Source organism: Niveispirillum lacus, assembly GCF_002251795.1.
Lineage (GTDB): Bacteria > Pseudomonadota > Alphaproteobacteria > Azospirillales > Azospirillaceae > Niveispirillum > Niveispirillum lacus.
This window is the reverse complement of sequence record NZ_NOXU01000030.1, coordinates 146,345-171,335: the sequence shown is the minus strand read 5'-3', so window position 1 is coordinate 171,335 and position 24,991 is coordinate 146,345. Positions and strand designations below refer to the sequence as shown.

The window sequence follows — 24,991 nt, the reverse complement described above, 5'->3', positions numbered from 1 at the left end:
CGGGCCGACGCCCATGTCTGCCCCCCTGCCCCCGGGCCTGACTGGACCGAGCGCGGCAACGGGGCCAGCCGCCGCTGGCCCCGGTCTGGTGCCGCTGGCTGAGGTCATTGTTCGGGCCCTTCCAGACAAACTGGTGGGGCTGGACCGAGCCCTTGTGGTTTCCGGCCAAGTAGTGGCACAGGAAGAGGGCAAGGCGACCATCCGGACCGCCGCCGGCGACGTGACGGTGGAAACGACCACACCGCTGCCCACCGACAGACCCGTCACCCTGCGCATCCCGCCGCAGGTAGCAGGGGTTGCCCCCCGTGCGGCTGCGCTGGCGCCACCGCCCCCGCAGACCCCGGCACCTGTCAGCACGCCAGCCACCAGTCAGGCGGCCGCTGCACAAACACCTGTGCCACCGATACAAGCGCTGCCGCAGATACAGCCAGGCGCAACCATCGCCGCCATCGTTGTGGCCGCAACCCAACCCCGCCCCCCGTCAACCACGCCCCCGGTCAACACGGCCACGCCCGCAGCGTCAAGCAGCCTGACCGACTTGCTCGACATTGGCGACGGGATGGCGCCGCGCGCACCAGCCCGCACTGTGCCACCAGCACCGTCACTGGCACCGTCACTCCCATCCCTACCGACACCGGCACCAAACGCCGCACCAGCACCCCAGCCGCCCCCGACTTCCGCAGCAGGCGGCAACATGACGGGGGGAGCCATCATTCCACCGGTCCAGGCGTGTGGCGTAGGACCTTTGACTTCCCTGGCCAGTTTGGCAGGCGCGCAACCGGTGCCCGCCGTGGCAGCCCCGCCAGAAATCCCGGTGTCCAGGCCCGCAACGGAACAGCCGGAGGCGACAGCGAAGGGCAATGTATCGCCACCGCCGGCACGCACCGAACTGGCCGCCGACCGCGACGCCGCACGGGCAGCACGGATGGCACGTTACAGTATCCCCACGACACCCGCGTCCGGACTGTTTGCCTTTAACGATCTGGAGGCAGCGCCCAGCGAGAGCAGACCGGCTGTGGAGGCCCGGCTGCGCAGCCCGTCGCCAACCGTTGCCACGACGCCCGCTTCTGTACCCACGGTTCCCACAGCGCCGGTGCCTGGACTGGTCAAGGCACCAACAGAGGGCAGCGTAAAAGGACAACCGCCAGCCGGTCCCATCAAGCCAGACCTACCGGGCCCTGGCCGCTTGGACAGTGCGCTGCCGCCGCCGTCAGCGGGCGACGATAGCCCAGGCAAGCTGGCGCGCGCACGCGGTGGTGTGGAAGTGGCGCCGGCAACTGCCCGTCCCACCATTCCATCACCCACTGGGCCGGCGCCGCAGCCTCCATTCCGCCCGGCGCCAACAGGAACGGGACAGCTAACACCGGAAATAGGGGGGCGGAACGGGTCGCCTGCTGCCACTGCGGCGACCTCAACGGCACCCGCACCGACCCAACCCAGCCCGGCACCCCAGGATATGCCGGTAACGCCTAGCCTGCCGTTGGCCCGCGCCCGCGACGGGTTGCCTCCCCTCCCCCCGACCGCCCCGCCAACGCGCCCCGCGACAGGCACGGGCGCCCCCAAGCTGCCAGCCGAACAGTTGGCACCACCGATCGCGCCACCCGAGTTGGCCCGCCTGCGTGATCGCATGGGGCCAGCCGCCCCCACAGCGCCCGCAACGATTAAGGTAGACCCGCCCCCCATCCCCCCGACCAAGCCGGCTGACCCAGCCATGCAGTTCCAGGACCAAGCCCCGGTCCAGGAAGCCCGCGCACGCGACGGGAGCAGGCAGCCGGGGGCGACCGCACCAGCAACCACCCCGATTACTCCCGCGCCACCCAACCAACCGCCGCGCCCCATGCCGGCCCTGCCCACCCCGCCGATACGCGAAGCACGGATTCGGGAAATGGGTACACCGGCGCCGGCCACCGCTCCTGCAACGGTACCAGCCGGAACGCCCTCACCGGCACCCGGATTGGCACCACCACCCGCAACCACACCCGCACCCGCACCCGCACAGTCATTGCCACAGCCATTCCCCGCACCAGCAGCACCGACGCGACCACCCCCGAAGGCGGCCGCCCCTGCGCCGGTCGAACCACCATCCGTACCGACGCGACCGAGTCGGGCGCCATTGCTGGAACCAGAGCCCCCTATGGCGAAAGCCCGGGAGGATGAAAAACCAGCCACCGCCACGATAGGGGCCACCTTTGCGGCCACAACCACGCCAACCGGTGGCCCCACCAAGCCGGCCCCGCTGCCCAATGGGCAGGCTGTCCAACTGCGGGTTTTGGCTGTGGCCAGCGCCGCGCAGCAGCAGGGTGGGCCGTTCATGCCCCCTGCGGCGGACACCATGCCAGACACAATGGTGGCCAATAGCATTACTGGCACCTTGGTCGGCACTACGGCACAGGGGCAGCCCGTGGTAACGACCCCACAAGGCATGCTTGTCCTGCGCGCCCGTACTGATCTGCCGCCCGGTACGAACCTGACCCTATCCCTGGAGATACCGCAAAACCGTGACCTTTCAGCCCTTCTGCCGCCGCTGGACCCAGTGCAAGGCAGCGACTGGCCGGCCCTACGAGAGGTGATGAGCAGCCTGATGGCAGCCGATCCCGCGCTGGCCCGTGCCATCGCCGCTAATGCCCTGCCGCAGCCAACCAAACGCCTGACCACCAATTTGACCTTCTTCATTGCCGCACTGCGGGGTGGCGATGCCGCCGGGTGGTTAGGCGGTGAGGCAACTGAACTGCTGACAGCCCGCGGTGGTGCGCAGTTGCTGGCCCGATTGCGTGAAGATTTCCAGGCGGCGGCGCGGCAAGCAGCAGAACCTACGCCTGATGGCTGGCGTGCCATGCCGATCCCATTCGGTACCCCCGATCAGGTGATGCGGGCACAGTTGTATGTGCGCAGTGCGACCGAGCAGGAGGGTGAAGACACACGCAGCGACGGGCGCGCGGCGCCGAAGCGGTTTTTGCTGGACCTGAATTTCAGCCATATCGGCCCCATGCAACTGGACGGCATGGTCTGGACGGGCCGGTTCGATCTGATGATCCGCACCCAGACCCTGTTGCCAGCCGACCTCAAACAATCAATTGGCACCATCTTCCGCGACAGCCTGGAAACTGTAGGTTATGCCGGGACAATTGGGTTCCAAACAGGAGCCCATGCCTGGGCGCGTGTTCAAGCAGCGCAGCGCGGGTCGGGCGTCAGCGCCTGATCTTCTGGCCCGCAGCCCCCTGCTGTAGGACACTGGTGCGACACGTGCCAAGATGTCCCATGACAAAAACCACGCGCCCACTTCATAGTTAACCATAATGATAAGTTGGGGGGCCTTTATGATGGCGGGGATGGACGGGCGCATCGAGGGGCGAGACCACCCACAGCGCGGGCAACTGAATGACGAACTGCATGCGCGCCCGCACATGCGCATCACAACGCCAGCCCGTCTGACCCATGTCGCGCATCTGACAGGGGAATTGGGGGCTGACCATGCCCACCTATTGGACCTATGCCGTGCCGTGGGCTTACCGCTGCCTGGAACGGAACTCAGACAGGTACAGTTGCTGGTAGATGGCCGAACCGTGAAGTGGGAACGGCATACCGAATTCACCGCCATCACCATCGCTGACATGGAAGCGGTAGAGAGCGGGGAATGGTCAGCCTTGTCGCCCCGCTTGGCCGACTGGCTGGCTCGGCTGCCCGGCCTTCGTCTTGTGGCCTGTCACCTGCGCCTGGAACCGGACGGCGAACCGCACCATAACCCGGAAAGTCTGGCGGCCGTTTTTCCACGCGGGGAAGTGCTGGGCAGCGAGGTGGCAGGTGGCGAAGCCCTGGTCTGGACGGACTTCCGGCTGTTCGCCGATGGGTTCACCCGCATGCTGGTACGGGACAAAGGCCTGTCGCCCAGCCATGCCGGCCGTGTCGTGCAGCGGTTGCTGGAGATCGAGACCTATCGCATGACAGCCCTGTTGGGACTGCCGCTGGCACGGGAAGCCGGACCGGAACTGGCCAGCCTTGAACAGAGGCTGGAAAGCATCGTGGCCCGCACCGCCACCGCCAACAACATGGCGGAGGAACACGGATTGCTGGACGCGCTGACAAGGCTGGCGACCGAAGCAGAGACACTTTCGGTGCGTTGCCGCTATCGCTTCGGGGCGACCACAGCCTATGCGGAACTGGTAGAGAAACGGGTGGAGGAGTTACGGGAGGAACGGATACCAGGGCTACAGCGCCTGGGCGTGTTTCTGGACCGACGCTTCCGCCCCGCCGTGCGCACCTGTGAGGCGGTGGCACGACGTCAGGCTGAACTGGCCGCTGGCATCAGCCGCGCCAGTTCTTTGCTGCGCACCCGCGTGGATGTGCAGCGGGCCGAACAGAATGCCGAGATCCTGAAAAGCCTGGAACATCGTGCCCGAACCCAACTTCGCATTCAGGAAGCGGTGGAGGGCTTATCGGTCTTCGCCATCACCTATTACCTGCTGGGGCTGGTGAAATATGTGGTGGAGGGACTGCCGGAAATCCCGCACCTGCCGCCGAAATCCCTGCTGACGGGCATCGCCGTGCCCACCATCCTGGCGGCTGTCTGGATTGGCATCCGCCGCCTGCGCCGGGCCGTGTCGGCGCGAGAGTGAGCTTACCCCGCCAGCAACTCCCGCGCCTGCGCGCTGTCAGCCACAATCTGATCTTTGAGTGCCTGGAAACTCTCGAACTTCATTTCCGGGCGGATGAAGTGGCAGAGGCGTACGCGCAAATGCTTGCCGTAAAGGTCGCCATCGAAATCAAACAGGTGAACTTCCAGCCGCTCACTTACACCGCCCACGGTGGGACGGCGGCCGATATTGGCGACACCCTTGTGCCACGCGGTGCGTGATCCTTCGTCCAGGCCAGCCATAACCGCATAGACCCCCAGACGCGGACGCTGATAGGTGCCAAGCTCAATATTGGCAGTGGGAAACCCAATCGTGCGGCCCCGCTTGTCGCCATGATCGACACGGCCTTCGATTTCCCAGTCATGGCCCAGGATGGATGCCGCCTCCCGCACTTCCCCGGCTTCCAGCAGGCGACGGATGCGGGTCGAGGAATAAGCGGTGCTGTCGGGCCCAGACACAGGCCGCACTTCCGTTACTTGAAAGCCGAACCGTTCACCAGCGGCGCGCAGAAAATCCATATCGCCCCCACGCCGATGCCCGAAGACAAAATCATAGCCCGCAACGACATGGGCGGCCTGCAGCCCATCCACCAGGATCTGGCGGACAAACTCCTCTGCTGTCAGGCAGGAGAAAGCTTCATCGAACCGCACCTCGAACAGAGCGTCGATGCCCAGTGTCTCCACCAGCCGCGCCTTGATCCGCCACGGCGTCAGACGGAAAGGGGCCTCATTCGGGCGAAACAGGCTGCGCGGATGGGGTTCAAAGGTCAAGACAGCCGCTGGTACCCCCAGGTGGCGAGCGGCTTCCTTGGCGGCCTCAATCACGGCACGGTGCCCCAGATGCACGCCGTCAAAATTACCCAGCGCCACGGCACACCCGCGAATAGCGGCCGGAAGGTCGGTGGTGTGGCGATAAATCAACATGGCGCCGCAGGATTGTTACGAATGCTGCCATGGGTATAGTCACAAGCAGGGACAGCGGTCCAGTCCCGCCATCCCCACCTGTCGGTCAATGCAGCGGCGCACAATCAACCGGGCCGACCGGGTACCATCACCATCGCTTCGCCATCAATGACCACACGGTCACCCACCGTACAGATGGTAGACAGCATCGCACGGCGCTTTTCCGGCACCAGGCCCGTCACGGTTACCGTGGTGGTCACCGTTTCCCCAATGCGCACGGGCGAACGGAATCGCAGATTCTGGGACATATAGATGCAGCCCGGTCCCGGCAAGCGCGTCCCCAGGACCGTGGTGATGAAGCAGGCTGATAGCATGCCATGCGCGATGCGCCCACCAAACGGCGTCGCCTTGGCATAGTCCTCGTTCAGATGCATAGGATTGGTATCGCCGGAAATGCCGGCAAACATAACGATATCCGTCTCGGTAATGGTACGGGCATAGATGCCCTTCATCCCGTCAAACAGGTCTTCAAAATAAAAACCGGTAAGATCAGCCGGGTCCAAGCCGGAACGGCGCGCAACATTATCCATCGTGACAGTGCTCCCAGACTTGGCGTTCAGGGCCGCTGCCCCCTACAGTGCCGGTGCAACCATAGGCCGGGCCCCGTGTTCCGGTCAAACCGACACACAGAACGAGAGGCGGCATGGACGGGGCTATGGGCGGTGTAACGGATAAGGCCGGGCACTGGGTGCATGAGAGGCTGGACCTCTGTGATGGTAAATACCTGCGCCTATCCCGCTGGCAGGCCCCGATCCCGCCGGCCCCCGAAGCGCCAACCATCCTGGTGCTCCCGGGACGGGCCGGACAGGTGGAACGGTATAGCGAACTGGCTGTCGATCTGACGGCCCGCGGCCTGCATGTCCTTTCCATGGATTGGCGCGGTCAGGGCGGATCATCGCGGTGCCTGCCCGATCACATGATGGGCCATGTCGGCTATTTCGACCAGTACCTGGACGATCTGGACGCAGCCCTGGGCCATTGGCGTGAAAAGGTCAGGGGGCCCTTTCTGGCACTGGGCCATTCTATGGGTGGGCACAGTCTGATGCGGTATGTCGCCGAACGGCCGCACCCTTTTGCCGGCATCATTGCCAGCGCCCCCATGCTGGCGATTAACACAGCGCCCCTGCCGGAATGGCTGGCAATGTGGCTGGCCCGACAGGCGGTGAAGGCAGGCTATGCTAACGCCTATGCTCCTTTGCAGGGCCCCCGCTGGACCGCGGACCCCCTACCCTTCGCAGGTAACCGTCTGACCAGCGATGCCCGTCGGTTCGCGCTGATGCAACAGGTGATGGAACGCGACCCCTCGGTGGCGCTGGGCGGGGCCAGTTGGGGGTGGTTGAACGGCGCTTTTGCATCCATTCGACATCTGTTTGATCAGGACCGGCTGGAGCAGGTAGCGGTGCCGATCCTGATCCTGTCGGCACGGGCCGATCGGATTGTGCGGCCCCACAGCCATGACCGGGCGGCTGCCCGCCTGCCCAACTGCACCCTCATTCGCTTTGAACAAGGCGAACATGAATTGCTGATCGAGACCGATGCGGTGAGGGACAAAGTGCTGGCCGCCATCGACCAATTCTTGATTGAAAAAATCGGCATTGCACTCAGGGGCGGAAATCTTGAGGCTTAACCCCTGATCACCTCAATCACCCACCTACTTCCAGAAAAAGCAAGAACAGGTCATGGATATCAGCCGTCTTAGCATTTCTGCCCGCATTCTGGCCATCATCGGCCTGCTCGGTGCCCTCGGTGTTGCCGTGGGGCTTTTCGCCTCCGCCCGGCTTATCAACACCGATGCGCAGTACTCGCATCTGTTGAATGGTGACCAGACGGCCGCACTGGAGGTGGTCCGCGCCGTCCGGGAACTCACCGCCGTCAGTCGACAAAGCTACAAATTGCTGTCGATGCCGGACGAGAAGCGCATCCAGGAAGCCCATGAACGCGGCGTGCGCAATTTCGGTCAGGCATCGGGCCATCTGGACCGTACGCGAGAGGCCGCCCCGCGCTATGCGGCGCGCATCGCGGATATCCAGCGGGATATCCAGGCCAGCCAGGAGATTTTCAAGGAAATCGCTCCGCTGGTCCGGGCTGGCAATCCCGCAGATGCCCTAGCCTATGTATCCAACCGTTTTGACCCATCCATGGATGGACTGCGGGACAAGGCCTTGAAGCTATCGGACGACCTGCGCGAAGCGGTTAAAGCACAGTCCGCCGCTGCCACGGCGGATGCAAAACAGTCCCGACTGTTAGTTCTGGCCGCGGTCGGCGTCGGTATCCTGGTCCTGGGCGGCCTTGCCTTTTATATTTCCACCTGGACGATTGCCCGACCTGTCGAGGCCATCACCGCTGCCATGGCCCGCGTAGCAGACGGCGACCTGTCCGTTGCTGTCCCCGGATTAGGTAGACATGACGAAATCGGGCGTCTGGCCGCGGCCTTACAGACCTTCAAGGCCAATGGTGTCGAAGCCGCGCGTTTGGCCGAACAGGTAAAAGATGCGCAAACCAGAACCGAGGTGGAGCGACGTCAAGCAATGATAACGCTGGCGGACAGCTTTGAGCGTGGCGTGATGGGCATCGTCGAGCGCGTTGCCGCCGCTGCCGCACAGGTCAATCAGAGTGCTGAACTGCTTTCAGTATCGGCGGAGGAGGCACGGGGCCGAACCGGTGTCGTTTCCGCTGCAACCGATCAAACCAGCGCCAATGTGCAGACCGTGGCCGCATCGGCAGAGGAAATGACAGCCTCCATCGGTGATATCACACGACAGGTCGGCAGCTCCGCCACTATCGCGCGCGCGGCGGCGAACCGGGCCGAGGCAACCAACAGCACTATTCAGGACCTGGCAACTGAAGCGGACGCCATTGGCGCAGTGGTCCGGTTGATTGCCGAAATTGCCAGCCAGACCAATCTATTGGCCCTGAACGCCACCATCGAGGCCGCACGGGCGGGCGAGGCGGGCAAGGGATTTGCCGTGGTTGCGTCGGAAGTAAAAAACCTGGCCAGTCAGACCGCGAAAGCAACGGACGATATCACCACGCGTATCAACGCCATCCAGCAGGCCACCGGCAGCGCCGTGTCTGCAACCACGGAGATAACCCGAACCATCGGCGAGATTAATGAGATCGCCGCCGAGATCGCCATCGCCGTGGAACAGCAGGATGCCGCCACGCGCGAGATCGCCCGTAATGTGCAGCAAGCCGCCACCGGTACGGCGGAAATTGCAGGCAACATCGGAGCTGTCCGCGAAGCGGCAGAGAGCACCAGCAGCAGTGCTGCCGGTCTCCTGTCATCGGCTGGTGATCTTTCGCGTGAAGCGGAAGGTCTGCGCCGGCAAGTCGAGGAGTTTATCGCCCAGGTGCGTGCCGGCTAAACCAAGACGGTGCCGGCCTGGAAACCACGCTTACGGTCATATGGGGCAATGTTGTCAGCCATCAGCCCAAGCCATAATTTCGGCAAAGGTCGTTGTCGCCGGGAGTGGTTATGCGTTGGCTGCGTTCATTGTCGGTGCTTCTTGGGGCGCTTCTGGCCCCAGCATCCGCGCATGCCGAAGAATGGTCATTCACCACCCTGGAATGGCCGCCCTTTTCTGGTTCTCTGCCACAGGGCGGGTCAATGACCAGCGTCCTGCGCGCGGCCTTTGGCGCGCAGGGTCATACGATCCGCATAACGGTACTTCCCTGGAAACGGGCCGTGGCGGCCGCCATGCAAGTGGACGGCCCCCATGTCGGCTTCTTTACGGCGAGTGCGGCGGAATGTGCAGCGGCTGAGGGCATCCTGTCCGAAAAGCCGATTGGACATTTCCGTTACGCGCTGGCGCAACGTCAGGAATTACCCATACGCTGGACAGTGCCATCCGACCTGTCAGGCCTGTCGATCGGCGTTGTTGACGGGTACGATAATGGGCCGATCATCAACGATCTGCATCAGAAGGGACTGGTCACCCTGGATGTCGCCCCGACGGATATCGCCAACCTGCGAAAATTGCGCGCGGGCCGTACCGATGCAGCCGTGGTGGAGATCAGCCAGTTTGCCTATATGCGGCCAGGGGTCGACCAAGCGGAAATTGAATCGGGTATGTCAGCCCTGACCCTTAACCAGCGTCCACTTGGCCCACCGCAGCCGCTGCATGTCTGTTTCAACAGCAGTCAAAAGGCAAAACTAGCGCATACCAGCCTGATCCATGGCCTTGGACAGATCGACAGCGAAAGCCTGGTCCATCGCTATATGGAGCAACTGAAGCTCGAGGGCGCTTTTTCCAACTAGTGCGTATCGTTCAAGAACCAGATGGGCAGCGCCACGGCGTTGGCCGAAGAACCGCCCAGCCGTGGTTGCATCAAAGCACTGTCAGCATGCTCGCCACCAGGGGATGGCGCACAATATCCACTTCCGCCAGCCTTACGATGGCAATGCCGTCTACAACCTCCAGCCGACGGGCGATATCCGCCAGACCCGAAACGCCGGGTAGCAGGTCCGACTGATCGGGGTCCCCTGTCAACACCATGGTCGAATGCCAGCCCAGCCGCGTCAGCAACATTTTGATCTGCGCATAGGTGCAGTTCTGCGCCTCATCAATCACGACAAAGGCGTTGTTCAGGGTGCGCCCTCGCATGTAGCCCACGGGCGCAATTTCAATGGACCCATCAGCCATCATGGCCTTGAGCCGCTTGGCCCCCAGCCGGTCGGACAGCGCGTCATAAAGGGGGCGCAGGAACGGCGCCATCTTCTCATTCACGTCACCGGGCAGATAGCCGATGCTTTCCCCGGCTTCGATAGCGGGTCGGGAAAGCACAATACGGTCGACCTCTCCCTTTTCAAGGGCCGTGACGGCCGAGGAAATGGCCAGATAGGTCTTGCCGGTCCCCGCAGGACCCAATGCCAGGGTCAGGTTATGTTCCTTGATTGCCTGCATCAGCAGCGCCTGTCCTGCACTCATCGGTTTGACGGTGCGGACATAGGACTGATCGCGTCGCTCCTCCGCACTGGCGCCCAGCGGGTCCCAGCCGGCGGTTTGGCGGGGGAAAAGCGGCTGGACCTTATTGTCGCTGCTGCTGGACGCGGGCTTGGACTGGCGCTTGGCCATCTGGCATCTCCTCACTTGCGGCAATGGACGTTGTCCGGTTGAAGCGGGAACGCAACAGGCGCCTGACAGGCCAACAAAAAACCGCACCGTCTGTTCGAGCGGTGCGGTTGCGGATGAAGCCGTCGGGCGGCTGGTGCTGCTGTGGGCGATGCGCATGTTGCCATGCGGCAAGGAAGGGCGCGGTCAGGTGCCGTTGCGCTGCAATAATGTGCTGCCGGGCCATCTGCCATTGAACGATCCATCCACCCCAGTCAGGACCAACATTGGGAATCCTATCTCAAAAGATTCCGCCCGTCACCATTTGTTGCGGCTGAAACGCAATCTTCACACAATATCTGGCGGGGTATGTCTTTTGACAGAGGTGGGCCCGGAGTCGGCCTTCGCGGGTGCAATAGGACTAGACACCCCCTCATTCCTGTGGGACAGACAGGCTTCTGGCGGCATCGCAGCGCCCAATCTGCCGGGACAGCAGGCGCTGATATGCAATCATACGCGCCCACCCGGAATAGATGTTGTGGAACAAGCGCCCATTGTCGCAAGATATGCCGCATGAAACTCTTGCGTCGGCGCACAAAACGCGCTTGAACGACGGCATGATTGGGCGCCCAGGCTGGGGCCGGTGCCGTGGGTTGGGGACAGGCGGGGTCAGGCAAGGATATGAGCAACCAGGTCGCCTTCAGGGACGCACCGTTCCAGCTGCGCGGCAGCACCTTCACTATGATGGTGCTGAAGGTCAGCGACCCTCACAACCCCAACTTTTTCCCGGTTCTATCCGGCAAAATTGCGCAGGCGCCAAATTTCTTCCGGCATGCCGGTGTGGTTCTGGACCTGGATGATCTTCCCGCCGGCACGCCCTTTGATATGGATGCCTTCTGCAAACTGCTGAGGAACCTGGGCCTGATGGCAGTGGGCCTGCAGGGTGGAACGAAGGAACAGCAGGATGCGGCCCTCGCCCGTGGAATGGCGCTGATCAGTGCGGCGAGGGGCAAGGCAGAGACCTTCGATCCGTTAGCCGGTACCGGCCGGAGCCCGGCACAGGGCCTCGCCAATGTGCAGGGGCAGCCCCATGCACCGGCCGCGCCGACGCCAGCGCCCGCCCCGGCCCCGTTGCCCGAGCCGGCGCCCCAGCGCACCACCATGGTGATCGCGGAGAATGTTCGGTCGGGCCGCCAGATCTATGCCCCCGGCGGGGATCTTGTGGTCATCGGCTCTGTCAGCCCTGGCGCAGAACTTTTGGCCGATGGCTCGATCCATGTTTATGGCGCACTGCGGGGGCGGGCTCTCGCCGGGGTCGGCGGGGACCAGACTTCGCGTATCTTCTGCCAGAGCCTGGATGCCGAACTGGTCTCTATCGCCGGGCTTTATCGCGTGTCAGAAGATATCGGAAAAGATATCCGCCGTCGCCAGGTGCAAATTTACCTGAACAATGGCTATCTGCACATCGACCCGCTGGTCACCAACGTGGCTTGACGGACAGTTTGATCAACCTTTGACCTTGGGAGACGCCACTTGGCCAAGATCATTACGATGACCTCCGGCAAGGGCGGCGTGGGGAAGACCACTTCGAGCGCCGCCTTCGGCACGGGCCTTGCCCTGCGCGGGTTCAAGACCTGCATCATCGATTTCGATGTGGGTTTGCGCAACCTTGACCTGATCATGGGATGCGAACGCCGTGTGGTGTTCGATTTCATCAATGTCATCAATGGTGAGGCCCGCCTCAGCCAGGCGCTGATCAAGGATAAGCGGGTCGAAAACCTCTATATCCTGCCCACCAGCCAGACGCGCGACAAGGACGCGCTGACCCAGGAAGGGGTGGGCAAGATCCTCGATGAGCTGAAGAAAGAATTTGACTACATTCTGTGCGACAGCCCGGCCGGTATCGAAAAGGGCGCGCTGATGGCGCTGTACTGGGCCGATCATGCCATCATCGTCACCAACCCCGAAGTGTCCTCAGTGCGCGACAGCGACCGTATTCTGGGTGTGATCCAGGCCAAGTCGCGCCGGGCTGAACAAGGGCTGGAACCGGTAAAGGAACATCTGCTGGTCACCCGCTACGATCCGGAGCGGGTGGAAAAGGGCGAAATGCTCAAGGTGGAGGATGTGCTGGAAATCCTGGCCATCCCGTTGTTGGGCATTATCCCGGAAAGTCCGGCGGTTCTGAAGGCGTCAAACGTCGGCATGCCCGTCGTTCTGGATGACAAGTCCAATGCTGGTCAGGCCTATGGCGATGCCGTCGGTCGGTTCCTGGGCGAAACCATCGAGCATCGTTTCATCAAGCCCGAGAAAAAGGGCTTCCTGGACCGTCTGCTGCGGAGGACCGCATGAGCCTGCTGGATATTTTCCGCCGGTCGAAACCGCCCACTGTGGCGGCCCAGGCCAAGGAGCGCTTGCAGATCGTGCTGGCGCATGAACGTTCGGGCCGCGACAGCCCGGACTTCCTGCCCGCGCTTCAACAGGAGCTGCTGGCCGTCATCAAAAAATACGTCAACATTGATGATGATAAGGTGGCCGTGAAGCTGGAACGCGAAAGCGGGTGCTCTATGTTGGAAGTCAATGTGGAACTGCCCGCACCGGCCAAGCGCGGACCCGCCGGCAAAGCTGCGACCGTGAACTGACGGGGGCGATCCGGGTGATAGCCGTCTTGCCTTCTGCATCGATAACCGGGCATGTTTTCAGTTAAGTGCCCGACTGGATATGGATGCGGGGTTTTGGAAGGACGCGCGATCATCCGGACACATGTGCTGATCCTGGTGTCGATCCTCATGCTGACCGGGATGGCACGTTCGGCAAGTGCCGCCGAACAGCTTGTCGCTGCCATTTCTGGCCAAGTTGCGGCTGATGATCCGCATGAGTCGCGCACCGGCGCCGACTTTCAATATTATGATCATATCTACGATACTCTGGTGACACGGGATGGCTTCGATGTCATTCCACGACTGGCCCGAAGTTGGTCCACCCAAGATCATCAGTCCTGGAGTTTCCAGATTGATCCGGCGGCCCGTTTTGCCGATAACCGGCCCGTCACCCCCCGCGACGTTATCTACAGCTTGTGCCGCTATCAGGTGCTGACCCGCCGCATGGGGCGGGAGATGCTGGGCCTGACCCATCTGTCGGCGGAAGCGGGGGGGCGGGTCTCGCTAACCTTGTCAGCCCCTTATCGGCTGCTGCCCTCCGCCCTGTCGCTGGTTTTCATCATGGCGGCACCTGATGATACCGGTGAAGGGCCACAGGGTTGTGACCCGGCCACGGTTCTGGCTGGACGGGGCAAGGCCCATATCGGCAGCGGCCCCTACAAGCCCGCCCCGCGCGAAGCCACGGCCCTTCCGGATCAGCACGTGCTGATCCCTTCTGCCCATTGCTGGCGCAACTGCGCGGCATGGCCGCGTGTTGTCCTGTGGTCGGCCCCGGATGCACGTGACCGTCTGCGCCTGCTGGTCACTGGGCAGGCTGACATCATGGAAGACGTGATCCCCGTTCACTTACCCTACATCTCCAAGTTAAAGGGGATGACGCTGACAGAGTTGCCCACTGACCGGACGCTGCTGCTGACCTTCAACCTGCGTCCTAAATCTGCTGGGGGAAAACCGAACCCCGTGGCCGATATCCGTGTACGCCAGGCCATTGCAATGGCGCTTGACCGCCATGTGCTGGTTGAGCGGGGCCTGGAGGGCTTTGCCGGTCCAGCCTGGCAACTGGCCCAGCCCGGTATGGAAGGGTATCTGGCGGACCGGCCGCAGACCATGCGACCGGACCCCGACCAGGCCCGTGCGCTGCTGGCTGAAGCGGGTTATGGACAAGGGCTGGATTTGACATTGCTGCTGCCGCTGACGCGGATCACCGACCGCCCGCGGGTTGCCGATGCCCTGGCCGGCATGTTGCGGGCCATTGGCATCACCCTGACCATCACGCCAGTGCCGGCCTCTGAATCTCGGGCCCGTGTGGCCAAAGGTGATTTTCAGGTGATGTTCGCCGGCCTGGGACTGACGGCCGGTTCCGCCATGGAAGGTTACGCCGCTGTCGCGGGTGCCGCCGAGAAGGATAGCATTGCCAACCCAAGCGGTTATCGCAATGCTATTCTGGATAATCTCCTGCATCAGGCACGGGGCGCCGACCCGAGCTCCATACCCGTCTTGACCCGACAGGCAACCGCGATTCTGGACGCTGATCTGCCGATGATCCCGCTGATGCATATCCGTGACCTGGTCGCGCATCGGGCGGGACTATCATTGCATGCCCGGGATACGACCCGCGCATTCGGCCGCATCACCAGCCCGGCCATGGCCGATGCCAGTGACGGCCCCTAATTCGCATACATTCATCAGTATGCTTTCGTGGCGACACTTTTCGTTGTGACGGAATGGAGTCATCATCCGCCAGGAACAGGTTTGCACGGCGCAACACGACAGAGGTGGTTGCATGGTCAGACACCGCAGCGTGAAAAGGATGCTGGCGCTGATGGCCACCATTCTCCTCCCCGTAGCCGGCGCGTCGGGCGCGTCGGGCGACCGGGACCTGCGCGTGATGACCGTTACAGGACCGAGCAGCCTGGACCCCCACCGGGCCTATACCGGGGCTGATTTTCAGCTATTGGGGCACATCTTTGACCCTTTTCTGTCCCGCGATCTTTTCGCACCGGTCCCAGGGTTGCTGGCCGGCTGGCAGAGCGTCGACCAGCGCATCTGGCGCCTTCAACCCGCCTCCGGGCGGCAGTTCAGTGACGGTCGCCCCGTCACCGGCCGCGACCTGTTGTACAGCCTTTGCCGGTGGGCGACCATCAATCGCGCTGCCCATCATGGCCAGCCTGTCAACCTGAAGCGCGCCTCGCTGAACGCTGACGGAACGGAAATCCTGGTCGAACTGGAAGAGCCACAAGTGCGGCTGACGTCCGCACTTCTGCTGATTTATGGCGTGCAGGCGCCAGATGGGTTTCGCGAGAATAGTTGCACAAGCGCTCTTCCTGCCACGATGGTACGGCTGTCGGCACCACAGCGTGGTTCGGGCCCCTACAAGCTTCGCCATTCGAAGTTGGGGAACAAGGCATCGTTCACGCTGGAGGCGGTGACAAACAGCAGAGGTCAACGGTCCGCACCCTTCGACAGGGTCCATATCACGACGGAACCCGATGCGCAGCAACGGGTCAGGGCGCTGGCCAACGGGCAGGCCGATATCATAGAGGACCCACCACCAGCCCCTCTGGCCTATCTGCCCAACCTGCCGCAGATTTCGCTGACCGAACTGCCAACCGACCGCACGCTGTTTTTGTCCATAAACCTCACCCCCCATGGCCCAGCCGACCCGAGTGGGTCGAGGTCGAAGGCGCTGGCCGATGTCCGGGTTCGCCAAGCCATAGCCCTGCTGATCGATAAAACGCTTCTGGCTCAACGCGCCACTGATGGGTATGGAAGTCCGGCACATCAGATCGCGCTACCTGGAATGCGTGGTTCTCTTCCAGCGCGGCCCGACGACACGAGCGACCCCGCTAAAGCGCGTGACCTGTTGCGAGAGGCCGGGTACGCGGAAGGATTGGACCTGGAACTGCTGGCGCCACCGCAACGGGGCAGTGATGGCGGACGAACGGCCGACATCCTGGCGGGAATGCTGTCCGTTGCGGGTATCCGCGTCACTGTTATCCGGCTGGATCGGGACGATTATCGCGATCGTTTGCGGGAAGGCCGATTCGATCTGGCGCTGAACATGCTCGGCATTGAAGATGGCCTGATCATGAGCGCCTTTCAGGGGATGTTGAGCCCACAGGCAGTCCGCAGTATTTTGAACCCGGGCCTCTATAAGAATGCTGCCATTACACGGATGCTGACCGAAGCGGCCGCCGATCCATCAAAAATGGACATGCTGACGGGGGAAATCCAGACCATTCTGGACCGCGACATACCTTTCATCCCGCTGCTCCATATGCGTGACCTTGTGCTGCATCGGTCCGACCTGACGTTGAACGCACGCGATACCGGGCGTGTGTTCGGTCGCATTGCGACACAGCGTGCAAGCGCTCTGGTGCGTTAGCACGAGCAGTGACGGCCTCTCCGCCGGCATCCCGGGCACCGGTCCCGATCAAATGATCACCCCTTGCGGGCCGGAAAAATGTGGGCAGGACCGGGAAAGGTGCGGGACCGGACATCCGCCGCATAATCAGCCGCTGCCTTGGAGACATTCTCCCCGATCTCGGCATACCGTTTGACGAATTTCGGGGTAAAGCCACCGAAAAGGCCAAGCATGTCATCCGACACCAAAACCTGTCCGTCACAGGCTGCACTGGCGCCGATGCCGATTGTTACCACGGGTACCTGTTCGGTGATTTGGCGGGCTAACGGCTCGACCACCCCTTCCACCACGATGGCGAAGGCGCCCGCCTCTGCGATAGCCTTGGCATCGCCAAGGATCTTAGCCTGTTCGGCATCTGACCGACCACGAGCACGGTAACCACCGAGCGCATTCACCGCCTGTGGTGTAAGGCCAACATGGCCCATGACAGGGATACCACGGCGGACCAGGAAATCGACGGTGTCCGCCATTTCCGCCCCACCTTCCAGTTTGACCGCCGACGCACCCGTTTCTGCCAAAACACGAGCCGCATTGCGGAAGGCCTGGGCAGGGCTTTCCTGATAGCTTGCCCACGGAAGATCAACAACCACACAGGCCTTGGACGAACCGCGTACTACGGCGGCACCATGGTTGATCATCATGTCCAGCGTGACCGGTAGCGTGCTGTCCAGGCCATAAAGCACCATGCCCAGACTGTCACCGACCAGCAGGCAGTCGCAATGGTCATCCAGAAGCCGAGCCATCGACACTGAGTAGGCGGTCAGAACCACAACGGGGTCCTGCCCCTTACGTCCGGCGATATCGGGCACACTGGTACGCTTTACCTGGGTGCTGGCGCTCATGGCCTGTCTCCTCCGGTCCGCTTATTGTGCGTTGCGAAATCCCGTACATCAGATCAGCAGGCAGGTAAAGCGGCGCCATTGCCGGGTGCTGCTCCTGCCTGTAGGGTCGCAACCCCGACCCGCGCTGGCATGATCTTGCCGGAAGGGACCAACACCCCCCATGTTTTCGCTCCAGCGCACCACGCTTTCTTCCCAGCTTCTTTCAAGGAACTAACATGGCCACCCATCGTTCCAAGGTCCTGATCATCGGCGCCGGCCCGGCCGGCTATACCGCTGCCATCTATGCCGCGCGCGCCAGCCTGGAACCGGTGCTGGTCCAGGGCATGACGCCGGGCGGCCAGTTGACCATCACCAAGGACGTGGAAAATTATCCTGGGTTCGCTGAACCCGTAGAGGGCCCGCACCTGATGGAACAGATGCGCGCGCAAGCGGAGCGGTACGGTACCAAGATGTTCTATGACATCATCACCGATGTGGATTTCACCCGCCGCCCATTCGTCTGCAAGGCCGACAGCGGCGATGAGTTCGTCGCCGATGCCGTCATCATTGCCACAGGTGCCCAGGCCCGCTGGCTGGGCATTCCGGGTGAGCAGCATTATCAGGGGGCTGGCGTCTCTGCCTGCGCCACCTGCGACGGTTTCTTTTTCCGCGGCAAACAGGTGGCGGTGATCGGCGGCGGCAACACCGCCCTGGAAGAGGCCCTTTACCTTACCCATCATGCATCCAAGGTCACATTGATCCACCGCCGCGACAGTTTCCGAGGCGAACGCATTCTCCAGGAACGGGTGCGCGACAATCCGAAGATCGAGGTCGTATGGGACAGTGTGGTTGAAGAAATCCTGGGTCAGGGGGGCTCCGGCTTCACCGACCCGAAAATGGTTACCGGCGTGCGTCTGCGCAATGTGAAGAGCAATGCCGTCACTAATCTGCCGCTCGACGGTGTCTTCGTCGCCATCGGCCATGACCCGGCCACCAGCGTCTTCAAGGGCAAGATACGCATGGATGATGAAGGCTATATTGTGACCGACCCGGACAGCACGCGCACCGATATCTCCGGCGTGTTCGCGGCCGGTGACGTGAAAGACAAGGTTTTCCGCCAAGCCGTCACCGCGGCCGGCATGGGCTGCATGGCGGCCCTTGAGGCGGAGAAGTTCCTGGCCGGCCACTGATTCGAGACCGGTATCGGTGTTCACCTGAAAATGGCCCCGGATGGGCGATGGATTCGCGTTCTCTCCACCTGGGGCCGTCCAGTTTCTACCACCTTTGGCGGGGAATCCCTGGCCGCTGGTCGGCGAACTGTTGCAAGAACAATACGATAGCTAGCGGTAAATCGACATTTTGGTGACAAGCCCTAGCATTGGCAGCGGGGGCTGTATATCATCCATGCGTCGGGCGCATTCCCGTGTCCGACCAACAGACGGGGCGCCTGGGACGTCAACCGGCGTTCGGCAGTTGCGCCACTATCTAGGGACGGGTCCATGGACTGGGACAAGCTTCGCGTCTTTCACGCTGTGGCGGAGGCGGGCAGCTTCACGCATGCGGGGGAAACCCTGAACCTCAGCCAGTCGGCGGTCAGCCGGCAGATCAGCGCCTTGGAGGAAAGCCTCCATGTGCCGCTGTTTCATCGCCATGCACGCGGGCTGATCCTGACGGAACAGGGCGAATTGCTCTACCGCACCGCGCGGGAGGTATTTGCCAAGCTTTCGATGACGGAGGCTATGCTCTCCGAATCAAAAGAGCATCCGAAGGGCCCGCTGAAGGTCACGACCACTATTGCGCTTGGCTCGACCTGGCTGACGCCGCGGGTCAAGGACTTCCTGTCCCTCTACCCGGATGTGCAGTTGACGCTCCTGCTGGATGACAACGAGCTGGATCTGTCGATGCGTGAGGCGGATATCGCCATCCGCCTGTCGGCTCCCCGCCAGCCGGACCTCATTCAGCGCCATCTGATGACGGTTCGTGTCCACCTGTATGCCCACAAGTCATACCTGGAAAAGCGTGGCACCCCGCAATCAGTGGCCGAATTGGATCAGCATGATCTGATCGCCTACCCGAACGAGGCGCGGGCACCGGTCACCAATATCAACTGGGCTCTGCATGTTGGCGACCCGCCAGGTGGCGAGCGTCACACGGCGCTGCGCGTTAACAGCCTCTACGCTATGTTCCGCGCTGTTCAGTCTGGCCTGGGTATCGCGTCCCTGCCCGACTATGTCGTCGATAACCAGCCGGATATCGTTCGGGTTCTGCCAGAAGTCAGCGGCCCGCGCATTGATGCCTATTTCGTCTATGCCGAGGAACTGCGCCATTCAAAGCGCATCGCCGTGTTCCGGGACTTCCTGGTCAAGAAAGTCGCAGAGACTTTCCCCTCAAGCCATGCGCAAAACGCATAACTCGGGCTTGGCTTCACCCCTGGTATAATCGTCCAGGATGCTTAAATCTTGGGCCATCGCTGCTGCGGCGCAGCAGCGATGTTTCGCCCCGATTTACCCGGTCGGGGTTGGGTCCTTGACCCAGCGTCTCCCAGACGTGAAGCCTCCCTGTTCAACTCGGCCGGAAACCATATGGTTTTCCGGCCGTTTTTTTGACCGACCACAGCCCGCCAACCGTGCCTGTTTTGGCAGCAGATGCTGGTGCCATTTGTGGCATCCACGAATGCATCACCAGCCCTGCGGTCACCGCATCGGCGCAGCCTGCCCGGCATGCAAAGTGCGCTACTGTGGTTGACCCATACACGCTATGATCTTCAACAGCTTCGCCAGAGTGCTTGATCATGGCCATCAACGGCATCTCCAACGGCAGTACCGGTAGCTACACCGCCCCCTCCCCGCCGGCACCGGAGGGCGCTCCCGGTCGTCGCTCAGCCGATCCGGCACCGGCACCGCCGCCGCCACAGCCAGCACCAGCCGCCCGGCTGCCGGACCGTAACCTGGCACCAGTTCCCCCGGTCACATTGCAACCTGTGCAGCCCGTGCAATATCGCGGCTATCTCATCGACATCACGGCCTGATGCTGGTGGCTGGGCGAGGCCGTTGCCCCAGCACATCGCAGCCCTGAATAGACCGTGACAACCGGGCTGCAAGCACCACAGCAAGGTCCAGCACAGAAGCCTTTTCAGGCGCTTTGTTTCTGTTTGTCAGAATTGTGCGCCCCCAGGGCCGGCGGATCAGACAGATCGCCTTCATGCGGCTTCACATCGACGATGCTAAATCCACCTTCCTCAGAGAAGCGCAGCAGCACCTTACGGCGCGCCCGCGCCATGTCAGATGCGAAGAAAAACACATAACGGCCCTCATCCCACAGCCGGGTGATGTTGCTGGGCTCCAGCGGCGACGCCGCTTCGGGCCGACGCCGTACGCAAATAATCCACCCCGTTTCGGAAAGTCCGCGCCGTTCATCCATGACCAGCACACGGCGATCTTCCGCCTCCAGCAGTTCGATGGTGCGCTGGAGATGATCTGTCCGGGATTGCAGTTCGAACGCCTCATGGTCGTCTTGTCCGGCCGTGAGGCGCTGACCCAAACTCTCGCGTGCCAGGGAGCGGATCTTGGTGCTGAGCGCATGCTGACGCCGCCGTAACTCTACCATGGCCCTGCGGGCCTCTTTCAGGCTGCGGTTCGCCTTGATGACGGTGGGTTTCACCGACAGGAACACAATCATCAGCATCAAGGCCATGGAGAAGCCGCTCATGCTGGCTCCACTTCCGAGGTGGCAGTCTCCACCCCTTCGCTATCGCCGCTATCCTTGGGTGCGGCGGCTCCGGTCAACGGCTGAACGTAAACAACCTTGAAGCCGGATGCCTTGGGATAAACGCGCTCAAACTCGGCTTTTGCTTCCTCCGGGCCACGCGCCCAGACATGGACAGGACAGGGCTGTGCCCAACTACTGTCGTAGAAGGGATGGCGTTCACCGCGTTTGACCTGATGGGACACCGAACTGTTGATGACCAGAAACTCGTAAGGCTTGTTGGGAAATTGCTCAGCCCCGATCATGCGAACAAAACGATGCGGGCATTTCTCCAATTCCCGAATCCGGCTCTTTAACTGCTTTTCATGGCGCTGGGCGGTGAACAGGTGAGTGGCGGCACCGGCGGCCGTGTTCTTGCGTGCTTCCACCCGGTTGGTCAAGCCAGTGGCGATGCGGGCATACCGTGCCAGGCGCCCCCGCAGTTCCAACTCATGCCCCTGTACCCGGATGATCTTCGCCCAGACATAGGCAACCAGCGACACAACCACGTTGGCAGCAACAGCCGCCAGGAACGTGATCACTGCGAACCGGATCAGCTCTATGATGCCGTTGAGCACAAGAAGCCTCAGACTTATCCAACTGAATTATTGTAGAGAAAGTTTCAATTCCTTGAAAGGGGCAATAAACAGGACCCAATTCGCAGGCGCACAATTGCCGGTACGACTTGGTCCTGGCCTCCAGAATTCAATGGCTGGTACTTGTAACGCGGCCAGCACCATAGGGATGGGGGCCACAGGCGGGCTTGTTGACCGCCACCCTTGCGGTTTTGTGACCAGTGTGGGTGAATGGCGGCAGCCCCGCCGCCTGAGGACCCGCTTCATGGAACAGCGCATCACCCTTGTCACCTTGCGCGTTGCCGAGGTAGCGCGCTCCCGCACCTTCTATGAAGGGCTGGGATGGCAAGCCTGCGCGGGTAGTCAGCCTGGCTTCGCTTATTTCCAGATGGGCGGGATGGGCCTGGGCCTGCTGTCCGCCGACAAGTATGAGGATGAGATCGCAGGCGATGCCGGCAAGGTGGCACACGGCCCCACCATGCTAGCGCAGAATGTGCGCAGCAAGGCGGAGGTCGACCGTCTGGTCTCCTTCGCGCTGACGCAGGGCGGGCGTCTGGTGCGGGCACCCGCCGACCAGTTCTGGGGGGGCTATAGCGGTGTCTTCGCCGATCCCGATGGTCATTACTGGGAAATCGCGCTGAATCCCTTCTGGCCTCTCGCCCAGGATGGAGCAGTGACCCTGGTCTGAAAGTTCGGTCGATGGACATTCTTCTAAATGGCGCGTCACTGACGGCCGATCCGGCTGGTGCCTTGTTCTGGCCAGCGCGCGGCTGGTTGCTGGTCGCCGACCTGCATCTTGAGAAAGGGTCCGCCTTTGCACGAAGCGGACAACTCCTGCCGCCCTATGACACGGCGGCCACACTGTCCCGGCTGGAAACGCTTTGTCAGCGCTGGAACCCCACGCAGGTAATCTGTCTGGGCGACAGTTTTCATGACCGGGACGCCGCCGGACGGGTATCGGCGGCCGATGGCCGGCGCATCAAGGCGCTGACCTCCGCCCATGCGTGGGTCTGGATTGCCGGTAATCACGATCCGGCACCGCCACCGGGCTGGGGAGGCCGCGTCATTGCCGATGAGTTGCGGGAGGGTCCACTGGTCCTGAGGCACCAGGCAGTGCCAGAAGCAGGCGCGAGCAGGGGTGAAATCTCCGGCCATTATCACCCCAAGGCAGCAGCCATTGTCCGTGGCAAACGGATCAGCGCACGATGTTTTGCAACAGACGGGCGGCGAATGATTCTTCCGGCTTTTGGTGCCTATACGGGGGGGCTTAACGTGCTGCACCCAGCCATCACTGGGCTTTTGCAGCGCCCGTTCCAGGCATGGATGATGGGAACGGGCCGTCTTTTCCCCCTGCCAAGCAATCGTCTTGCCGCCGATCTCACGACGCACAGGGACCGTGCAGCATTAAAAGGATGACCCCCGGACACCTGGGGGAAGGCATCCGGGGGTTTGGGAGGATGGTCGGCTGCTCTGGGGGAGGGGAAAATTGCCGCCATCGTTACGGCATGTAGCATCCCCGAAGCCAGGATCAACTGCGGCATCAGAAAAAATTCAGTGCATGAGGATAGTCGGCGGAGTGATCCAAAGCCAACACACCGACGTATCATCAGTAAAATCTGATGTTTACAGCCCAGGCCCCCCTGTCAGAATGACTGTTTCCCAACCCATCATTGTCTGGTTTCGCCAGGATCTGCGCATCGCCGATAACCCGGCCCTGCATCATGCAGCGCAAAGCGGTCGACCAATCATACCGGTATTTGTGCTGGATGATGTCACCCCCGGCATCTGGAAAGCAGGCGGTGCGACACGCTGGTGGCTACACCACAGCCTGACGCAGTTGTCCGACAGCCTGCGGCAGCGCGGCTTGTCCCTGCTGTTACGCCGCGGCCCAGGGGATGTGGTGATCGCTGATCTGGCAGAACAGGTTGGGGCTGCAGAACTGGTCTGGAATCGCTGCTATGAACCGTATGCAGTCGACCGCGACACGCGTCTCAAGGCCGCCTTAAAGGGCCGGGTTATGGCCACCAGCTTCAAGGCTGCGCTGCTGAACGAGCCCTGGGAAGTGCTGACCGGTCAGGGAACGCCTTATAAAGTTTTCACGCCCTATTGGCGCGCCGCTTTGGCTGTCACGGCCCCTGACCGGCCCTTGCCCGCGCCGGACCGACTGTTGCCCTGGCCAGGCGATTTAACAGGCGACGCCCTCGCAGATTGGCAGCTTCTGCCGACAAAGCCCGACTGGGCCGCCGGGCTGCGGCGTGCCTGGTCCGACGGGGAGGGTGTTGGGGAAAGAGCGGCGGCGGTGCGTTTGGCGCAGTTCCTGAGCAATGGCGCTGCCAATTACGCGCTCGGCCGTGATGTACCCGGCATTGACGGGACCTCACGGCTGTCACCGCATCTGCATTTTGGGGAGATATCGCCCCGCCAGATCTGGAACGCCGCCAAGATGGCAGGCGAGTCGGTTAACGAAACCTTCAAGGTGCAGATAGATAGTTTTCTGCGCGAGATCGGCTGGCGCGAATTTTCTCATTCGCTGCTGTATCACTTCCCTACCCTGCCCGAACGTCCCCTTTCCGCGTCATTTGAGGCCTTCCCCTGGACCCGCGATGACACGTCATTGGCCGCCTGGCAACGGGGGCAGACCGGGTATCCCATTGTTGACGCGGGCATGCGCCAGCTCTGGGTGACCGGCTGGATGCACAACCGAGTACGGATGATTGTCGGGTCGCTTCTGGTCAAACATCTACTGCTTCCCTGGCAGGCGGGCGAGCGCTGGTTCTGGGACACGCTGGTCGATGCTGATCTCGCCAACAACGCTGCGGGTTGGCAGTGGATCGGGGGATGCGGCGCCGATGCGGCCCCCTATTTCAGGGTGTTTAACCCTGTTCTCCAGGGACAGAAATTCGATCCGGACGGTCGGTATGTCCGCCAGTGGGTGCCTGAATTGAAACATATGCCGGACAAATATATCCATACCCCATGGACAGCACCGCCCGTGGTGCTGCGTGGGGCCGGGGTTACACTTGGCCGTGACTATCCTGCGCCGATCATTGATCATGCACTGGGACGGCAGCGCGCACTGGATGCTTTCGCAACAATCCGCAGCAGTGATCCGGTATAGTTGGCCTG

The 24,991-nt window shown here is 62.2% G+C and carries 23 protein-coding genes; 16 read left to right on the top strand and 7 right to left on the bottom strand.

All coding sequences use genetic code 11. The features are described from left to right. Positions 1 to 13: 13 nt before the first annotated feature. Both CHU95_RS22120 and CHU95_RS13755 read left to right on the top strand, forming a co-directional pair. The gene (locus CHU95_RS22120; protein ID WP_133065528.1) at positions 14 to 3,199 is read left to right on the top strand and encodes a hypothetical protein; all 3,186 of its coding nucleotides are present in this window, start codon (positions 14 to 16) and stop codon (positions 3,197 to 3,199) included. 118 nt (positions 3,200 to 3,317) lie between these two features. Then, a complete protein-coding gene (locus CHU95_RS13755) occupies positions 3,318 to 4,613 on the top strand; it encodes a DUF3422 family protein (RefSeq protein WP_245838240.1) in 1,296 nt (431 codons plus the stop codon). Positions 4,614 to 4,615: 2 nt separating this feature from the next. Here the strand turns inward: CHU95_RS13755 and CHU95_RS13750 are convergent, their stop codons facing one another. Further along, positions 4,616 to 5,554, bottom strand: coding sequence for a bifunctional riboflavin kinase/FAD synthetase (locus tag CHU95_RS13750; protein WP_094456908.1), 939 nt, complete (start codon positions 5,552 to 5,554; stop codon positions 4,616 to 4,618). Between the two features lie 104 nt (positions 5,555 to 5,658). Further along, on the bottom strand, positions 5,659 to 6,123 hold the full coding sequence (locus tag CHU95_RS13745; protein WP_094456907.1) for a MaoC family dehydratase: 465 nt from the start codon (positions 6,121 to 6,123) through the stop codon (positions 5,659 to 5,661). Between the two features lie 113 nt (positions 6,124 to 6,236). Between CHU95_RS13745 and CHU95_RS13740 the strand changes: the two genes are divergently transcribed. The 3 genes from CHU95_RS13740 to CHU95_RS13730 all read left to right on the top strand — a co-directional run bounded on the left by CHU95_RS13740 (position 6,237) and on the right by CHU95_RS13730 (position 9,851). Then, positions 6,237 to 7,220 carry an alpha/beta fold hydrolase gene (locus CHU95_RS13740; RefSeq protein ID WP_094456906.1) on the top strand — a complete coding sequence of 328 codons (984 nt, stop codon included), beginning with the start codon at positions 6,237 to 6,239 and terminating at the stop codon, positions 7,218 to 7,220. 52 nt (positions 7,221 to 7,272) lie between these two features. Beyond that, on the top strand, positions 7,273 to 8,958 hold the full coding sequence (locus tag CHU95_RS13735; RefSeq protein WP_094456905.1) for a methyl-accepting chemotaxis protein: 1,686 nt from the start codon (positions 7,273 to 7,275) through the stop codon (positions 8,956 to 8,958). A gap of 110 nt (positions 8,959 to 9,068) precedes the next feature. Next, positions 9,069 to 9,851 carry a type 2 periplasmic-binding domain-containing protein gene (locus CHU95_RS13730; protein ID WP_094456904.1) on the top strand — a complete coding sequence of 261 codons (783 nt, stop codon included), beginning with the start codon at positions 9,069 to 9,071 and terminating at the stop codon, positions 9,849 to 9,851. A 70-nt stretch (positions 9,852 to 9,921) separates the two neighbouring features. Here the strand turns inward: CHU95_RS13730 and CHU95_RS13725 are convergent, their stop codons facing one another. Then, positions 9,922 to 10,668: a PhoH family protein gene (locus CHU95_RS13725; protein WP_094456903.1), complete on the bottom strand. Its 747-nt coding sequence runs from the start codon at positions 10,666 to 10,668 to the stop codon at positions 9,922 to 9,924. A gap of 657 nt (positions 10,669 to 11,325) precedes the next feature. On the opposite strand from CHU95_RS13725, the gene minC reads away from it, so the two are divergent. The 5 genes from minC to CHU95_RS13700 all read left to right on the top strand — a co-directional run bounded on the left by minC (position 11,326) and on the right by CHU95_RS13700 (position 16,686). Next, entirely contained in the window at positions 11,326 to 12,138 is an 813-nt protein-coding gene (minC, locus tag CHU95_RS13720; protein WP_094457238.1) for a septum site-determining protein MinC, read from the top strand. A 39-nt stretch (positions 12,139 to 12,177) separates the two neighbouring features. Next, positions 12,178 to 12,993, top strand: coding sequence for a septum site-determining protein MinD (minD, locus tag CHU95_RS13715; RefSeq protein WP_094456902.1), 816 nt, complete (start codon positions 12,178 to 12,180; stop codon positions 12,991 to 12,993). Beyond that, complete coding sequence (minE, locus tag CHU95_RS13710) at positions 12,990 to 13,283, top strand: cell division topological specificity factor MinE (protein ID WP_094456901.1); 294 nt, start codon at positions 12,990 to 12,992, stop codon at positions 13,281 to 13,283. The genes minD and minE overlap by 4 nt, the downstream gene beginning before the upstream one ends. A 93-nt stretch (positions 13,284 to 13,376) precedes the next feature. Beyond that, a complete protein-coding gene (locus CHU95_RS13705) occupies positions 13,377 to 14,972 on the top strand; it encodes an ABC transporter substrate-binding protein (protein WP_165772171.1) in 1,596 nt (531 codons plus the stop codon). 151 nt (positions 14,973 to 15,123) lie between these two features. Continuing rightward, the gene (locus tag CHU95_RS13700) at positions 15,124 to 16,686 is read left to right on the top strand and encodes an ABC transporter substrate-binding protein (protein WP_165772170.1); all 1,563 of its coding nucleotides are present in this window, start codon (positions 15,124 to 15,126) and stop codon (positions 16,684 to 16,686) included. A gap of 56 nt (positions 16,687 to 16,742) precedes the next feature. On the opposite strand, the gene panB is transcribed toward CHU95_RS13700, so the two are convergent. Further along, positions 16,743 to 17,567: a 3-methyl-2-oxobutanoate hydroxymethyltransferase gene (gene panB, locus CHU95_RS13695; protein ID WP_094456898.1), complete on the bottom strand. Its 825-nt coding sequence runs from the start codon at positions 17,565 to 17,567 to the stop codon at positions 16,743 to 16,745. A gap of 215 nt (positions 17,568 to 17,782) precedes the next feature. Between panB and trxB the strand changes: the two genes are divergently transcribed. Next, the gene (trxB, locus tag CHU95_RS13690; protein ID WP_094456897.1) at positions 17,783 to 18,736 is read left to right on the top strand and encodes a thioredoxin-disulfide reductase; all 954 of its coding nucleotides are present in this window, start codon (positions 17,783 to 17,785) and stop codon (positions 18,734 to 18,736) included. A 309-nt stretch (positions 18,737 to 19,045) separates the two neighbouring features. After that, positions 19,046 to 19,957 carry a LysR family transcriptional regulator gene (locus CHU95_RS13685; RefSeq protein WP_094456896.1) on the top strand — a complete coding sequence of 304 codons (912 nt, stop codon included), beginning with the start codon at positions 19,046 to 19,048 and terminating at the stop codon, positions 19,955 to 19,957. Positions 19,958 to 20,108: 151 nt separating this feature from the next. Here CHU95_RS13685 and CHU95_RS22115 read toward each other — a convergent pair whose 3' ends face one another. Further along, positions 20,109 to 20,345 carry a hypothetical protein gene (locus CHU95_RS22115; RefSeq protein ID WP_133065527.1) on the bottom strand — a complete coding sequence of 79 codons (237 nt, stop codon included), beginning with the start codon at positions 20,343 to 20,345 and terminating at the stop codon, positions 20,109 to 20,111. Between CHU95_RS22115 and CHU95_RS13680 the strand changes: the two genes are divergently transcribed. Next, the gene (locus tag CHU95_RS13680; RefSeq protein WP_094456895.1) at positions 20,338 to 20,574 is read left to right on the top strand and encodes a hypothetical protein; all 237 of its coding nucleotides are present in this window, start codon (positions 20,338 to 20,340) and stop codon (positions 20,572 to 20,574) included. The two genes, CHU95_RS22115 and CHU95_RS13680, sit on opposite strands and share 8 nt — an antisense overlap. Positions 20,575 to 20,678: 104 nt before the next feature. On the opposite strand, the gene CHU95_RS13675 is transcribed toward CHU95_RS13680, so the two are convergent. Both CHU95_RS13675 and CHU95_RS13670 read right to left on the bottom strand, forming a co-directional pair. Then, on the bottom strand, positions 20,679 to 21,254 hold the full coding sequence (locus CHU95_RS13675) for a hypothetical protein (protein ID WP_094456894.1): 576 nt from the start codon (positions 21,252 to 21,254) through the stop codon (positions 20,679 to 20,681). Continuing rightward, a complete protein-coding gene (locus CHU95_RS13670; protein WP_094456893.1) occupies positions 21,251 to 21,868 on the bottom strand; it encodes a hypothetical protein in 618 nt (205 codons plus the stop codon). Before CHU95_RS13670 ends, CHU95_RS13675 begins: the two co-directional genes overlap by 4 nt. Before the next feature lie 262 nt (positions 21,869 to 22,130). Here CHU95_RS13670 and CHU95_RS13665 point away from each other — a divergent pair, with 262 nt between their 5' ends. From CHU95_RS13665 to CHU95_RS13655, 3 genes are all read left to right on the top strand, one after another. Beyond that, complete coding sequence (locus tag CHU95_RS13665; RefSeq protein ID WP_094457237.1) at positions 22,131 to 22,553, top strand: VOC family protein; 423 nt, start codon at positions 22,131 to 22,133, stop codon at positions 22,551 to 22,553. 11 nt (positions 22,554 to 22,564) lie between these two features. Then, complete coding sequence (gene pdeM / locus CHU95_RS13660; RefSeq protein ID WP_094456892.1) at positions 22,565 to 23,281, top strand: ligase-associated DNA damage response endonuclease PdeM; 717 nt, start codon at positions 22,565 to 22,567, stop codon at positions 23,279 to 23,281. A gap of 232 nt (positions 23,282 to 23,513) precedes the next feature. Further along, the gene (locus tag CHU95_RS13655; protein ID WP_094456891.1) at positions 23,514 to 24,983 is read left to right on the top strand and encodes a cryptochrome/photolyase family protein; all 1,470 of its coding nucleotides are present in this window, start codon (positions 23,514 to 23,516) and stop codon (positions 24,981 to 24,983) included. Positions 24,984 to 24,991: the final 8 nt, after the last annotated feature.

Coding starts and splice junctions, on each gene's coding strand:
- CHU95_RS13665 (WP_094457237.1), top strand. CDS start 22,131: ATGGAACAGCGCATCACCCTTGTCACCTTGCGCGTTGCCGAGGTAGCG.
- pdeM (WP_094456892.1), top strand. CDS start 22,565: ATGGACATTCTTCTAAATGGCGCGTCACTGACGGCCGATCCGGCTGGT.
- minC (WP_094457238.1), top strand. CDS start 11,326: ATGAGCAACCAGGTCGCCTTCAGGGACGCACCGTTCCAGCTGCGCGGC.
- CHU95_RS13745 (WP_094456907.1), bottom strand. CDS start 6,123: ATGGATAATGTTGCGCGCCGTTCCGGCTTGGACCCGGCTGATCTTACC.
- CHU95_RS13730 (WP_094456904.1), top strand. CDS start 9,069: ATGCGTTGGCTGCGTTCATTGTCGGTGCTTCTTGGGGCGCTTCTGGCC.
- CHU95_RS13685 (WP_094456896.1), top strand. CDS start 19,046: ATGGACTGGGACAAGCTTCGCGTCTTTCACGCTGTGGCGGAGGCGGGC.
- CHU95_RS13680 (WP_094456895.1), top strand. CDS start 20,338: ATGGCCATCAACGGCATCTCCAACGGCAGTACCGGTAGCTACACCGCC.
- CHU95_RS13740 (WP_094456906.1), top strand. CDS start 6,237: ATGGACGGGGCTATGGGCGGTGTAACGGATAAGGCCGGGCACTGGGTG.
- trxB (WP_094456897.1), top strand. CDS start 17,783: ATGGCCACCCATCGTTCCAAGGTCCTGATCATCGGCGCCGGCCCGGCC.
- CHU95_RS22120 (WP_133065528.1), top strand. CDS start 14: ATGTCTGCCCCCCTGCCCCCGGGCCTGACTGGACCGAGCGCGGCAACG.
- CHU95_RS13700 (WP_165772170.1), top strand. CDS start 15,124: ATGGCCACCATTCTCCTCCCCGTAGCCGGCGCGTCGGGCGCGTCGGGC.
- CHU95_RS22115 (WP_133065527.1), bottom strand. CDS start 20,345: ATGGCCATGATCAAGCACTCTGGCGAAGCTGTTGAAGATCATAGCGTG.
- CHU95_RS13655 (WP_094456891.1), top strand. CDS start 23,514: ATGACTGTTTCCCAACCCATCATTGTCTGGTTTCGCCAGGATCTGCGC.
- CHU95_RS13675 (WP_094456894.1), bottom strand. CDS start 21,254: ATGAGCGGCTTCTCCATGGCCTTGATGCTGATGATTGTGTTCCTGTCG.
- CHU95_RS13735 (WP_094456905.1), top strand. CDS start 7,273: ATGGATATCAGCCGTCTTAGCATTTCTGCCCGCATTCTGGCCATCATC.
- CHU95_RS13755 (WP_245838240.1), top strand. CDS start 3,318: ATGATGGCGGGGATGGACGGGCGCATCGAGGGGCGAGACCACCCACAG.
- panB (WP_094456898.1), bottom strand. CDS start 17,567: ATGAGCGCCAGCACCCAGGTAAAGCGTACCAGTGTGCCCGATATCGCC.
- CHU95_RS13750 (WP_094456908.1), bottom strand. CDS start 5,554: ATGTTGATTTATCGCCACACCACCGACCTTCCGGCCGCTATTCGCGGG.
- CHU95_RS13725 (WP_094456903.1), bottom strand. CDS start 10,668: ATGGCCAAGCGCCAGTCCAAGCCCGCGTCCAGCAGCAGCGACAATAAG.
- minE (WP_094456901.1), top strand. CDS start 12,990: ATGAGCCTGCTGGATATTTTCCGCCGGTCGAAACCGCCCACTGTGGCG.